The sequence below is a fragment of the Verrucomicrobium spinosum DSM 4136 = JCM 18804 genome, assembly GCF_000172155.1.
In the GTDB taxonomy this organism is placed as follows: Bacteria; Verrucomicrobiota; Verrucomicrobiia; order Verrucomicrobiales; family Verrucomicrobiaceae; genus Verrucomicrobium; species Verrucomicrobium spinosum.
The window spans coordinates 712,002-724,603 of record NZ_ABIZ01000001.1 but is presented as its reverse complement, the minus strand read 5'-3'; the positions used below and the strand labels follow the sequence as shown (position 1 = coordinate 724,603).

Below are 12,602 nucleotides of genomic sequence, written 5' to 3'. Positions count from 1 at the left end.
TTGGAGTTTACGACCCGTGTCTCCAAGACACGACCAGCCCGGGCACAGCAGAAAACTGGCTGGAGGGCGGGGCGGATCATGAATCCGCCCGCTGGAGGAACTGCAAAACAGACAGCAGCGAGCACCTCACTTCCCGGCCCTGGATCCGAGGACCCACGGGGCGGAGGAGCACGCAGCCCAGATCACCGCAATTAGCGGCGCTGGAAGTACTGCTGATAGATGTTCTCGTTGAGCTTGAGCTTCGTCTGGAGGCCGTTGATGGCTTCAGGAGCGGCTTCAAAGTGGAAGTTGATGTAGTAGCCGGACTCCACGTGACGCGGGGCATAGGGGAACTTCTTCTTCCCGAGGTTGTCCACCTGCTCGAGCTTGGCACCGTTTTGTTCGAACTCGCGGCCCAGCTGGCTGACCAGGGTCTCGACGTTTTCCTCTTTGCCCTTCATGTCGAGGACAATCATCGCTTCGTATTTGCGGCTCATGGTTTTGGCGTAGTTTGGTTCGTGGTTGATTCTTTGCGGTTGTAGAGATTCATCGCGTTTTCCAGGCCGGTGTTGAGCGCGGAGCGCACGGCCTCCACGGCCCGGCTCACGGCGGTCTGCACCAGGGGCTGCTCAGCCTCGCTGAAGCGACCCAGCACATGGCCCACCATGCGGTCACCCGCGGGACGGCCCTGCTCCCCGGCAATCCCCACCTTCAACCGGGGAAACTCCTCCGTGCCGAGATGGGAAATCAGAGATCTGACACCGTTGTGACCGGCTGGTCGGCCGTTCATCCGGAAACGCATCGAGCCGAGGGACAGATCCACGTCGTCATAGACGGCGAGCACCTCCTCCGGCTGAATCTTGTAAAAGCGGCAGACGGATGACACCGCCTCGCCGCTGGCATTCATATAAGTGAATGGCTTGAGCAGCCACCCACCCGAAAACTTGGCGAGGGCACAATCCCAGCGCTTCTCGTGCCCCCAAGAGGCGGAGAATTGACCGGCGAGCGCGTCCACGACCATGAATCCAATGTTGTGGCGCGTATCGGCGTACTCGCGTCCGGGGTTGCCTAAGCCGACAATCAATCTCGGCCGTATCAACAATTTTTGGCCACCCCCGGACACATCCAGTCAAAAGAAGATGATTACTTCTTGCCGGCGGGCTTTGCAGCCGGAGCGGCGGCCTTGGCTGCCGGGGCACCCTTGCCTTTGGCAGGAGCCTTGGCGTCAGCGGCAGGAGCGGGAGCTTCTTCAGCCACGAGAGGCTCTTTCAAGATGGCCACGACCACGTCGCCTTCCAGCTTGGAGGAGACGCCTTCAGGAAGAGCGAGCTCGCTAACGTGAGTGGCTTCGCCGACGTTCAGATAGGACACGTCAAGAGCGATGGACTCAGGAAGATCCTTGGGAAGGCAATGCACTTCGAGGCTGTGAAGCACGAACTCGAGCTTGCCGCCTTTTTTCTCAGCAGCTTCAATACCGCTAAGCACCACCGGCACGGCGGCGTGAATGTCTTCATCAGCGGCCACCGCGTGGAAATCAACGTGAAGGATGCCACCACGAAGGTAGTCGTGCTGCACTTCCTGAACCAGGGCGAGAGCGTCATTGGCTTCACCGTCGATCTTCAGGTTGACGAGGATGTTGTCGGAGGCGCTGTGCTCGATGATGGCGGTGAACGTCTTGCTGTTCACTTCGACCTTGGCGTTCGAGTGCTTCTTGCCATAGATGACGGCAGGGATGCTGCCGGCCTTGCGCAGGCGCTTGACGGCACTGGTGCCTTCGGCGGTGCGCACCTTGGCTTGCAAATCGAGAATTTTGGCCATGATCGAGGTCTCCTGAGGTATATCGGTTTTGGGAAAAGGGCGGGGAAGCTACCCGCTTTCCGAAAACTGTCAACCCCTGATGTCAAAGAGTGACGTCACCGACTCATCCGAATGGATGCGTTTAATCGCCTCGCCCAGCAGAGGTGCCACACTCAATACGGTGACTTTATTGCCATGTGCCTGCGGAACGGAATCCGTGGAAAAGAGCTCGATAATCGGTGAATTTTTCAGGCGCTCGTGCCCTTTTTCACTCAGGACGCCGTGGGAAACGCCCGCGTAGATGTTCTTGGCCCCTTTCTCCGCCAGCAACCGGGCCGCCGCAGTGAGGGTGCCGGCGGATTCCGTAAGGTCATCCACGAGCAGAACATTGCGATCCTTCACATCGCCGATCACGCTCAGAGCCTCCACTTCTTCAGCGCTGATGCGATTCTTGGCGACAATGGCAAACGGAGCGCCCAGGGCCTTCGCATAAGCGTGGGACATCTTCAAACCGCCAACGTCGGGTGATACGACGACGATGTCCTCCAAGCCCCGCTCGCGGATGGCCTTGATGAGCACAGGGGAAGCGTACAGATGATCCACCGGGATGTCGAAGAAGCCCTGAATCTGGCCAGCGTGCAGGTCCATGGTGAGCACGCGGTTCACCCCGGCAGCCACCAGCAGGTTGGCCACCAGCTTGGCGGTGATGGGCACACGGGGGCGGTCCTTGCGGTCCTGACGGGCATAGCCGAAGAACGGCAGCACGGCGGTGATGCGGTGCGCACTGGCGCGGCGGACGGCATCCACCATGATGAGCAGCTCCATCAGGTTCTGGTTGGCCGGTGGGCAGGTCGGCTGCACGATGAAGACGTCACGCCCACGAATGTTCTCGTTGATCTGCACGAAGGTCTCGCCGTCCGGGAAGGTCTCAACCACTGCTGAACCCAAGGGCACCCCCAGGTTGTCCGCGATGGCTTGGGACAAGGCAGGATGGGCAGTACCGCTGAGGATTCGGAGCTTGTTGTTCATGAACGAAGGCAGTGAACAAAGATTCCCTGACAAATCAACCCGGCGATGCAGGGAAACGAAAAAGGCCGGGCAACGCCCCGGCCCCATTTGGGTGTGATGTTGAAGACCTTGAAGCGACCGCTACGGGGCTGCGGCAGCGTCCTTGAGCATCCTCAAGTAAAACGGGTGCGCCTCCCCTGTCCGTCCGGCTGCCGCCTGATCCGCCCAGAAGTAGGCCTCCTCCGCCTCTGCCCAGCGCCGCTGGCGGTGCAGATGAAGGGCATAGGCCAGCCGGGGCATCTCATACAGCGGCGCGACGCGGAGCGCATCATCAATGGCCTGCACTGCCCGCGTGGGTTCATCAAGGGCGTCGTACGCGTCGGCCAGCGCCAGGGAAGGGTACATGCTATAGGGATTGAGGCGGTGCGCACGATCCAGGTCCTCTGCCCCTCTTTTCAACAGACTCTTCGCCAGGGTCTCGGGCTGGCCAGCCGCAGTCTCAAGCCGCACCAGACCGCGCTGGTACCAGTAGTCTCCGTTCTCAGGATCGAGCTCTGCCGCACGGGTCAGCCAGTCGAGCCGCTCCATCGTCACCTCCGGGCTCTTGTCCTTCTCAAGCAGCGAGGCCTTTTCCGCGTAGAATTCGGCACGGCCATATTTCCATGAACCGAAGAGCATGACCGCTCCGGCGGCGAAGAGCGCGAACTTCAACAACGGCCGGCACCCGGGCACGCGCAACGGCTTCCACCCCTCGGGAGAGAATCCCGGATTGGCCAGCACCCCCAGCAGATAGGCAGCAAGCAGGGCCGGTGCCGCCACGTGAAAGTGAAACTCAAACCCTGCATGCGCCATGGTGGCCACAATGGCAGCCGCGGCACCGACGGCGAGTCCGAGCCCGTTGCTCATGACCGTGGCGGTGCGGTCGAACTTGTCTGTGACGAACCACCGGAGGAATCCGGCCACATTGCGCAGGTGAATGCCTAGAACCGCGATCACCAGCCCCAGCCCCACCCAGCCGTAGTCCGCCAGTGTCTGCAGCCATTCATTGTGTACAAACTCCGCCTCCTGGAGCCAGAGGGGCGCGATGGCCTGGCGGTAGGTCACGCACCCTTCATAGAACATGCGGGCTCCCGCGCCGATCAGGGGATGCGTCTGATGCTGCTCCAGCGCCGCCTTCCAGATCTGCATGCGGGGCTCCCCCTCAGAAAACGCCGACATGCCAAAGCGACGCTGCAACTGCTCTGAGAACACGCCAAAGAGCACCATGCCCCCCATGGCCAGCACCACCGCCGTCGCGACCAGCAGCTTCCCGACCAGATGCGGGTAGGTCTTCCACAAGATGAAAAGGCTCAACGCCGCCAGCACCACCCCGCCGGCGGCCAGTCCCACCAGGGCACCCCGGCTGACCGTCAGCGCCACGCCAATCGCGGCCGACAGGGCGACAAATCCCAGGAGCAGCTTCCTGGCCGCCCCTCCACGGCCGAACAACGCCATCCCGGCCAGCACCAGGGACATCATCGTCAGGAAGGCCGCAAGGTGGTTGGGGTTGTTGTAAAATCCGCCGATGCGTTGCTCCTCGCCGAAGGCACGCATGTAGCTGGGCACCACGTGAAACGACCACCGGCCCGAGAAATGAATGAAGCCCACCACCAGATTTCCCAGCGTGGTGAAAAGCAATACTCCTAGAACCCACAGCCTCGCTCCAGGATGGCTCAACACCGTGGCCGAGAGCGTGTAGGTGACCAGACAGCCCAGCAGGATGAAGAGATCCTCCCGCGCATGAGTCACCACGGGCGATGTCAGCTGCCGACCGACAAAATAGACCGCCAGCACCAGCACTGACGCCAGGCAGACGTCCGCGGGCGCAAACTTCAGCCGCCAGCGCCATCTTAGTGACGCCCCCACGGCCGCAAGCCCCAGTGCCACGCAGGCAGGCCAGTAGAAGAGCAACCGCGTCTCTGTGCCCAGCACGCCCGTCAGCAGCAGGCCCAGCAGGAAGAGCCCGACGATGACGGCAGTGATGAATCGTGCGGCCATGGTTCCTTTGTCGCCTCAGGGCTGCAGCGCCCGCTCATAGGCCGCCAGCAACTGCTCGACGGACTTCTCCCAGCTCAGCTCCCGGGTCAGACGGTCGTAGCCGATGCGCCCCAGTTGTGCGCTCTCAACAGGATCGTCCAGCATCTCCAGGATCGCATCCCCCAGACGCTCCGCGGAGTTCTCCATCACGTAGCGGGCCGCCCCTCCGGCGGAATAACGCCCCTCCCGCGTGCCGAACATGACCTGCGCCTTGCCAAACGCCATGTACTCCAGCGTCTTGTTCATGGTGCAATGGTCGTTGTAGTCGTTGATGGGATCACACGCCACGCCCAGGTCCATCGTCTTCAGCCCGGTGAAAAGGAACTCGTTGCTGACCCGCCCCGGCATGTCCACATGATCCTGCAGGCCCAGCGCGTCGCGTTGTTTCACCAAATCCGCATGCTCGGGGCCAGACCCCATCAGCAGGAACTGCACGTCATTCCGCCTGCGGTCCTGCACGATGTAGCGGGCGGCATCCACCAGATAGTTCACGCCATCGGCATTGCCCATCACCCCGATGTATCCGACCAGATGCTTGCGCCCCTTCCTGAGGCCCTCGTCAGCGGGAAGCGAGGTGTTGAGACGGTTCGGCGCGGTGCGGACCACAAAGACCTCGTCGTCCTTTTTCCCGCCACGCCGCTTCACTGCCGCCAGCACGCTCTGGTTCGTGGCCATGACCACATCCGCGACAGCCAGAGTACAGCGCTCCGCCATTCGGACCGCCCAGTAGAGCAGCCCCCGCCGGCCAAACTTGGCCTCGAACATCTCAGGCCAAAGGTCATGCACATCGAAGATGACCTTCACGCCTCCGATCAACTTGAAGGGCAGGGCTACCAGAAACAGCAGATCAGGCGGATTGCACAGATGCACCACATCGAACCCTTTGCGACGCCAGGCCTTGAGCGCGCAGCCCAGCTCACCCCACAACGCACTGGCGTACTCTCCCAGGAACCCCTTGATGCCCTTGGCCTCCTCGGTGATCCAGTGCCGGTAGATCTGGATGCCATCCAGGATCTCCTCCGGCGTGGTGTAGCCCCGCATCTGCGGACAGATCACCGTGACATCGTGCCCGGCATCCCGCAACGCGCAGGCCTCCTGCCACACCCGTCGATCCAGAGGCACCGGCAGGTTCTCGACAATGATGAGGATGCGCAGGGGCTTCGACATGGGCTCTACCAGCAGCTGCCCTCGTACTTCCAGGACAGCGTATCGAGCTCCCGCCATCCGTTGACATCGATGACCCAATGGTCCGCCGTCACTGCCGTGGCCAGCTCCTCCAGCGGCGCACACTTCTGCGCGGCGATCACCACCTCGCTCTGCGCCACCACCTCGGCTGCGGTGGCCCGCAGCAGTTGTGCCAGGTGCGGCATGCGGCGCTGCATCTCCGCCTCGTTCGCCCCCATCAGACGGGAGAGGTTGAGCTGTGGGTCGTACACGCTCAACTGGTAGCCCCGGCCGAGCAGCGTCTCCGCCACCGCCACCATCGGACTGCCCCGCAGGTCATCCGTATCCGACTTGAAGGCCAGACCCAGGATGCCCACTTTCCGGGAACCCTTGCTGGTGATGAGCTTCAACAGCGCATCCAGGTGAGATTGGTTGCTGCTCAGCACACTGTCCAGCACCGGCAGGCTCACCCCCTCCATGCGGGCGAAGGAGCTCAACGCGCTGACGTCCTTCGGCAGACAGGAGCCGCCAAAGGGGTTGCCGGGCTTCATGTAATAACGGGAGATGTTCAGCTTCTCATCCCGGCAGACCACATCCATGATGCGGGCACCGTCCACGGCCAGGTGCTTGCTGATGCGGCCAATCTCATTGGCAAACCCCACCTTGAGCGCGTGGAAGTAGTTGCAGGCGTACTTGATGGTCTCCGCCCCTTCCCATGCGAGGATCTCGGCATTCTCGCCGAGAAGCTCAAACGGCTCCGTGCCAGTGGGAGGACCGCCGTCATGAGTCCCCACCACGCAGAGGGAGGGTTCACGGAAATCCCGCACCGCCGTGCCTTCCCGCAGGAACTCCGGGCAGTAGTAGATGGTCACCAGCCCGGCATCGAGCAGCGGCTGGAAGAAGTCGTGCACCATCGTGCGGGTGCTCCCGGGCAGCATGGTGCTGCGGAAGATGATGGTGTGCGCCCCGTCCTTTTCCTTGACGGCGTCCACCAGTTGCTGGGAGACCTTCCGCACGAAGTCCAGATTCAGCCGCCCGGACTCCAGCGAAGGCGTGCCCACACAGACAATCGAGACCTCCGATTCCGAGACGGCCTCCGCCACATCCGTGGTGGCCCGCAGCCGCCCGCCCTGCCGGGCAGCCTGCATCAGCGCATCCAGACCGGGTTCGACAATCGGCGATTCCCCGGCATTAAAGGCATCCACCTTGGCCTGTTGCACATCGGCTCCGATGACTCCATGACCTTTGTCCGCAAGACAGGCTGCGGTGACGGCGCCGACATATCCGAGTCCAAAGATGCTAACCTGCATAGTGCTGTGAAGTGCTCGCGCCCACCATCACGAGATCACTCCCGCGTCCAAACACTTTTTATGTTCAATTCTCCGACCACCTCGATCACCTGGCAGTCCTCAAAGCTGCCATAACGACGGGACGCCATCCCGGTCATCAAAGTGCAGGAGGTGGCGTCTTCAAAGGATACCCGCCAGCGCCTGCCCTGCCGCCGTAGCAGGAATTCAGCCTCACCAGCAGGAGTCACCTCCACCTCAGGAGCCAGATGCCAGCGGGTCCGCAGGTCAAAAGCGGAGCCTCCCGTCACGGCATCCTCTATGCAGATCCGGCCCCCTCCGACGATCATCACGGACCGTTTCCAATCCCTGCCCTCGTGCTGGAGACTCGCAGTCAGCCTGCCGCTTTCATCCTCCAATCGGGGAGCCACATGGTGGTCCAGAAGGAGAAATGTGCCCAGGCGGCGCGGGGTTTGGAAGCCTCCCACGGGCTGCGGGCCATTGTGGGCCTCCCAGGCGGCCAGAGCTGCGCGCTGCTCTTTCATGCCGTAGTAGCCACCGGTCCCCGGATCAATGATGAGCGCGAGTTCGCCGTCCCATACGGAGACGTGCAACGCGTCCCCATGCCCATGGGCGGCCATGGCCCCAAACCCGAGCAGCGAGGCATCCACCCGCAGCTTCCACCCGTGGTTTTCATAGGTCGCCATCCCGCTGTCCGGAGCCACCCACCATCCTGAAGTGGTCGCCGAGGCCTTGGGCGGGGTCCCCAGCCAAAAACGCAGGGATTCACCAGTTGGTTGCCCCATGAGCCAGGCCTGCCACTCGCCCTCCGCCAGATGCCGGTCCAGGCACAGAGGCACTACTTCGGCGTCGTCAGAGTCTCCGTAGTGCCAGGGTTCCGTAGGCTGCACCGCGTGGGCAAAGAATGAGGCCGCCCGCAGCAGCCGGTTCCAGGGCTCACCCCGCTCCACCTTCATGAGGCGGGCGCAGTGCCACGCCATCTCCCACGCAAAGAGGTGGTAGTGCAGCGCCTGTTCACGGTTGCCCCCGTCCGGCGCGAATTGTTCGAGGACACAACGCTCCACCTCGGACCACAGCCGGCCGGCCGGGCAGACCACCGCCTCAAGATCCGGCCAGCGTTTCACCGCGTGCAGCAGTCCCGCCAGCTCGCCCAGCAAGTGGTTGTTGGCAGAGGAACCAAAGGACAGGTAGCGCCAGACCCACAGCGCGTGAGGCACCACCACCTGCTGGACCAGCCGGGACTGACGCTCCAGCAGGGCCGAGTCGCCACCTGCGTGCACCAGGGCATCGAACCAGGTGAAATTGATAAGCCGCAGCCCCGCCTCCAGCGGGCTCGTCCAGTGGATGCCGTAGCCCACCGGATTTTCCTGAACCCAGTCCTCCAGCCAGTCCTGGGCGGTCGAGATGGCGGCGGCATCTTGGTTCAGCCAGCCGTGCATGGCCAGACGCACCATCTCTGACCACCGGCTGATCTCCCAGAGGGTGCGTACATCCACTCCGGCGGGCAGCGACCGGTGATTCAATCGATGTGCCAGCCTGTCCTTGGGCGTCACAAGATCGCCCAAGGGATCCCGATGCCATGAAGGCGGACAGGCAAGTTGCACCTCCCGCCAGCCAAAGAGATGCCATCTCCCTGCCCGCAGGTTGATGGCATCTTTAGCGAGCCGTTGTTTCAACGATGGAGGAGCATCGCCTGCCTCTGGCAAATGAGGGACACCCGGCACACACTCACCGGTTTTCACAGGGCGCACACGCGCTGCAAAACCCGCGTCAGACCGGTGTTTCCAGCGCTCCGTCACCCGGTGCCAAAGCTCCGGGGGGCTCATCGCCCGGAGGCGATGCAGATACCATCCTATCGACATGAATTGAAACCGGACCTACAGCTTGACCGGCGCATTCTGCTGGAGGCTCTCCAGCACACCAAAGGTCAGCAACATGCTCTGGCGCGAGTCCACATAAGGCAGCGGATGAGGAGCGCCGCCGCTCAGGAAAGCAGCCCACTGCTGCATCTCCTCCGCGTGGCCCTTGGAGCCGTACTTATGCGTCACGGCCTTGCGACCCTTGTACAGCGTCAGCTTCTGGAAGTTCTCACACTCCGCCACCAGACCCGGGGCAAAGACGCGGAACGTCTCCTTGGGGAACGCGTAGTCGCCTTCTGCCGTGTAGATGATCTGCGCGCAGGATCCGTCTTCGAACGCGATCTGTGCCGTGACAGAGTCCGGGAAGCTGTGGCTTCCTCGCACCGGCCAGACCGTCTGTGCCGTGACCTGAACGGGACGCCCCAAGAGGTGGCAGGCAAAGTCAAAGAAGTGGCAGGCCTCCCCCAACACCCGACCGCCGCTTTCATCCAAGTTCGCATACCAATGGTCAGGGGCCAGCTTGCCGGCAAAGACATGGAAGGACAGCGTCTTTGGCCCGGGAATACCAAAGAGCGCCTTCTTCACTTCCGCTGTGGCCGGGGCAAAACGACGGTTGAAACCCACCAGGACGCTGCCGGAAGAAGAGGCCATGGCCGCATCGATCTCGGCAAGCTCCTGACGAGTGAGGCACAACGGCTTCTCCACAAAGACGTGCGCCTGCTTTGCCAGCGCTTGCAGGACCAGGGGCGCATGCAAGTGATGTCGGGTGGCAATGACCACGCCTGCTCTTTCCGGCGAGGCGGCCAGCACGGAGGCCGCATCAGTCGCCGCCTCAGCAAAGCCGAACTTCTCCTTCACATGCCGGGCACTCAGACTGGTCTGGTTGACGATGGTTCCAAAAGGCACCCGCCCTTTCAGATGCGGCAGCAGCATGGTGCGGGCAAAGTTGCCCGCCCCGATGACGTGAAGCGCGGGCACGGGCCCCGTCAGTTTCTTCTCTCCTCGAACCTCCGGTGCCGGGCGGGTGTTGATGGTTGGCACAATCTCGCCCGATCCCGAGGAAGACGCTGCGTACTCCAGGACCACGCCAATGTCTGCGTTGTCTGAAGCCATCAGATCGTTATACACCGAGACGGCATCATGAAAGGCGGCCCGCCGCGTCGTCACCGGTGACAGATTCAATCCGCCGGACTTCATCAAGTGCAACGCCGCTTCAAAGTTGCGGTTCTCCGTCCACCGCACATAACCCACCGGGTAATCCCGACCGCCCCATTCATACTGGGGATCGTAGCGCCCCGGACCATAGCTGCGGGAGTAGCGCACCTGGATGTCCTTCATGTAAGCGGTCTTCCACTCCAGCGTGGCGTCATAGATACCGACGATCACCATGGTGCCGCGATCCCGCAGGCACGTGATCGCCTGCTCGGCTGGAGCCGGAGACTTGCCCCCCACGCAGAGCAGCACTGCATCTACTCCCAGGCCTTCCGTCCATTCGCGCACCGCATCTTCGACCTTCGTCTGACCGGGATGCACCACGCGCTCCGCGCCCATCTGCCGGGCCACCTCCAGACGTGACGAGACGAGGTCCACACCCATGACGCGCGCGCCGCTGGCAGCGAGGAGCGACGTGGCCAACTGCCCCACCAGCCCCTGGCCCACGACCAGCACGCGATCTCCCAGCTTCACATCGGCCTGCCGGACGGCTTGCATGGAAATGGAGGCCAGCGTGGTGTAAGCCGCCTGCCAGCCCGCGACGCCATCCGGCACCGGAGAAGCCAAGAGATCCGGCACCGCCACGAGCTCGGCGTGAAACGCGCACTCCGCCCCCCCACACGCCACCTTATCCCCCACGCGGAACCGGGTGTTGCCTTCGTCCACCGCGATGATTTCCCCCGCCGCGCTGTAACCGAGTGGCGAAGGCGATTCGAGGCGGTTCTTCACCTTCTCCATCGCCGCCCTCCAACCCAGGGTGCGGGCCGTGTCCAGCACCTTCTTCACCTGGTCCGGCCGCGCCTTCGCCTTTTGCAGCAGCGACATACGGGCCTGCTCCACCTTCATCTTTTCCGTACCCGGGCTGATCACCGAGTGCGTGACCCGGACGAGGATGCCCCCCGGAGGAGGCGTCGGTGCAGGCACCTCCTGAAGTTCAAGCCGGCCGTCCTGATATTGCGCGAGTTGTTTCAAAGTGGGGAGAGAGTGTGAAAGGGTGGGGTGGGCGAATTTTCAGACAGGATTAACAAGATTTCTAAAGATTAACAGGATTGGGATGGCGGCGGGCGGGCGGGCTATGAGGAAGACGAATCCCAAGGCGCGTTCTGGATCCGACATTAGGCACGAAGCGCCTCCATCGTCAGCTCAGCACCGAACCATGTAATGCAGCGCAACTCGAACCCGGAGGGTTCACCATGAATAGCCATAGGTCGGCCGAGCGGAGCGAGGACTACCTATGGTTGGCGTGCCGAGGATTGAACCGCGGAGCGGTTCGCCCATCGCCTTGCCCGCCCCTGACGCCATATCCTCAATACTCATACGCCGGATTCAAGACCAAGCCCGCTTTCTTCAACATGGCCTCATACTCCTCCCGGAAGGACACCACCTTGTGATGCTCCTCCTGGCTCTTGATGTATTCAATCAAGTCGTCCTTCTCCGCCAGGGAGTGCGTAAACGCCCCATATCCCGGCTGCCAACTTGTGAAATGGGGGAACGTGCCGGTGCCCTTGATCCATTTGGATGAGGCGGTTTTCACCTCCTTCACAAGATCCGCCAGCGCAATAGATGGATGCAACGTGATCAGCATATGCACATGATCTTCCACGCCACCGATCCGATAGAGATGCGATTCGCGCTCTTTGAGCGTGCCCCAGATGAAACGGTAGAGATCATCGCGTCCGGCTTTGGCAAGGACCCGCTCTCGATCCTTGGTCGAGAACACCACGTGGTAGAGGATCTGGGTGTAGGTGGACATCAGGGGCGGTTGGCTGCGATGGGCGAACCGCTTCGCGGTTCAAGTTGCTCTGCCTCTACCATGGGTAGTCCTCGCTATGCTCGGCCGACCCATGGCTACGGTTGGCGAACCCTCCGGGTTCAGGCTGCGTACACTCCAAAACAGATAAGTTCACCACAAGTGCCGTGCGAGAGAATGGGTGATGCCTGACACAAATTGGGCTCTTGTAGGCAGCAATAGCTTCGGGGCTCGCCCCCCGCTTTCGTAATCCTAAAAAGGAAAATGAAACTACAGTGAAGATGCCCAAGGCCTTCACGATGTATGAATTCCCATCGCTCCGCGATGAAACTTTTAAATGATAACGTCCTCCGGTTCAAATCGTTGCAACACAGCGGGAAGCGCTGTTTTCACCACTTCCATCTTCCTTTTTAGGGTAATGCAAACGACCGGAATTCGAAGGACTCATTT

10 protein-coding genes are annotated in these 12,602 nt (G+C 61.9%); all 10 read right to left on the bottom strand.

Features of this window, described 5'->3' with window-relative positions; genetic code table 11:
* Positions 1 to 191: 191 nt before the first annotated feature.
* Positions 192 to 476, bottom strand: a complete 285-nt coding sequence (rpsF, locus tag VSP_RS02765; protein ID WP_009958576.1) for a 30S ribosomal protein S6 — start codon at positions 474 to 476, stop codon at positions 192 to 194.
* Entirely contained in the window at positions 473 to 1,102 is a 630-nt protein-coding gene (gene pth, locus VSP_RS02760) for an aminoacyl-tRNA hydrolase (RefSeq protein ID WP_081452364.1), read from the bottom strand. The genes rpsF and pth overlap by 4 nt, the downstream gene beginning before the upstream one ends.
* A 20-nt stretch (positions 1,103 to 1,122) precedes the next feature.
* Entirely contained in the window at positions 1,123 to 1,797 is a 675-nt protein-coding gene (locus tag VSP_RS33565; protein WP_009958573.1) for a 50S ribosomal protein L25, read from the bottom strand.
* Between the two features lie 69 nt (positions 1,798 to 1,866).
* Positions 1,867 to 2,805 carry a ribose-phosphate diphosphokinase gene (locus VSP_RS02750; RefSeq protein ID WP_009958572.1) on the bottom strand — a complete coding sequence of 313 codons (939 nt, stop codon included), beginning with the start codon at positions 2,803 to 2,805 and terminating at the stop codon, positions 1,867 to 1,869.
* Between the two features lie 120 nt (positions 2,806 to 2,925).
* A complete protein-coding gene (locus tag VSP_RS02745) occupies positions 2,926 to 4,821 on the bottom strand; it encodes an O-antigen ligase family protein (protein ID WP_009958570.1) in 1,896 nt (631 codons plus the stop codon).
* A gap of 15 nt (positions 4,822 to 4,836) precedes the next feature.
* Positions 4,837 to 6,027, bottom strand: a complete 1,191-nt coding sequence (locus VSP_RS02740) for a glycosyltransferase family 4 protein (RefSeq protein ID WP_009958569.1) — start codon at positions 6,025 to 6,027, stop codon at positions 4,837 to 4,839.
* Between the two features lie 5 nt (positions 6,028 to 6,032).
* Positions 6,033 to 7,334 (bottom strand): nucleotide sugar dehydrogenase, encoded by a 1,302-nt coding sequence (locus tag VSP_RS02735; protein WP_009958568.1) that lies wholly within the window; start codon positions 7,332 to 7,334, stop codon positions 6,033 to 6,035.
* 35 nt (positions 7,335 to 7,369) lie between these two features.
* Positions 7,370 to 9,193 (bottom strand): heparinase II/III family protein, encoded by a 1,824-nt coding sequence (locus VSP_RS02730; RefSeq protein WP_081452362.1) that lies wholly within the window; start codon positions 9,191 to 9,193, stop codon positions 7,370 to 7,372.
* Between the two features lie 15 nt (positions 9,194 to 9,208).
* Complete coding sequence (locus tag VSP_RS33560; protein ID WP_009958566.1) at positions 9,209 to 11,374, bottom strand: bi-domain-containing oxidoreductase; 2,166 nt, start codon at positions 11,372 to 11,374, stop codon at positions 9,209 to 9,211.
* Positions 11,375 to 11,708: 334 nt separating this feature from the next.
* On the bottom strand, positions 11,709 to 12,155 hold the full coding sequence (gene tnpA / locus VSP_RS02720) for an IS200/IS605 family transposase (protein WP_009958564.1): 447 nt from the start codon (positions 12,153 to 12,155) through the stop codon (positions 11,709 to 11,711).
* Between the last annotated feature and the right edge of the window lie 447 nt (positions 12,156 to 12,602).

Excerpts from the sequence above, each read along its gene's own strand:
- VSP_RS33565 (WP_009958573.1), bottom strand. The coding sequence starts at position 1,797 with ATGGCCAAAATTCTCGATTTGCAAGCCAAGGTGCGCACCGCCGAAGGC.
- VSP_RS02750 (WP_009958572.1), bottom strand. The coding sequence starts at position 2,805 with ATGAACAACAAGCTCCGAATCCTCAGCGGTACTGCCCATCCTGCCTTG.
- VSP_RS02745 (WP_009958570.1), bottom strand. The coding sequence starts at position 4,821 with ATGGCCGCACGATTCATCACTGCCGTCATCGTCGGGCTCTTCCTGCTG.
- rpsF (WP_009958576.1), bottom strand. The coding sequence starts at position 476 with ATGAGCCGCAAATACGAAGCGATGATTGTCCTCGACATGAAGGGCAAA.
- tnpA (WP_009958564.1), bottom strand. The coding sequence starts at position 12,155 with ATGTCCACCTACACCCAGATCCTCTACCACGTGGTGTTCTCGACCAAG.
- VSP_RS02730 (WP_081452362.1), bottom strand. The coding sequence starts at position 9,193 with ATGTCGATAGGATGGTATCTGCATCGCCTCCGGGCGATGAGCCCCCCG.
- VSP_RS02740 (WP_009958569.1), bottom strand. The coding sequence starts at position 6,027 with ATGTCGAAGCCCCTGCGCATCCTCATCATTGTCGAGAACCTGCCGGTG.
- VSP_RS02735 (WP_009958568.1), bottom strand. The coding sequence starts at position 7,334 with ATGCAGGTTAGCATCTTTGGACTCGGATATGTCGGCGCCGTCACCGCA.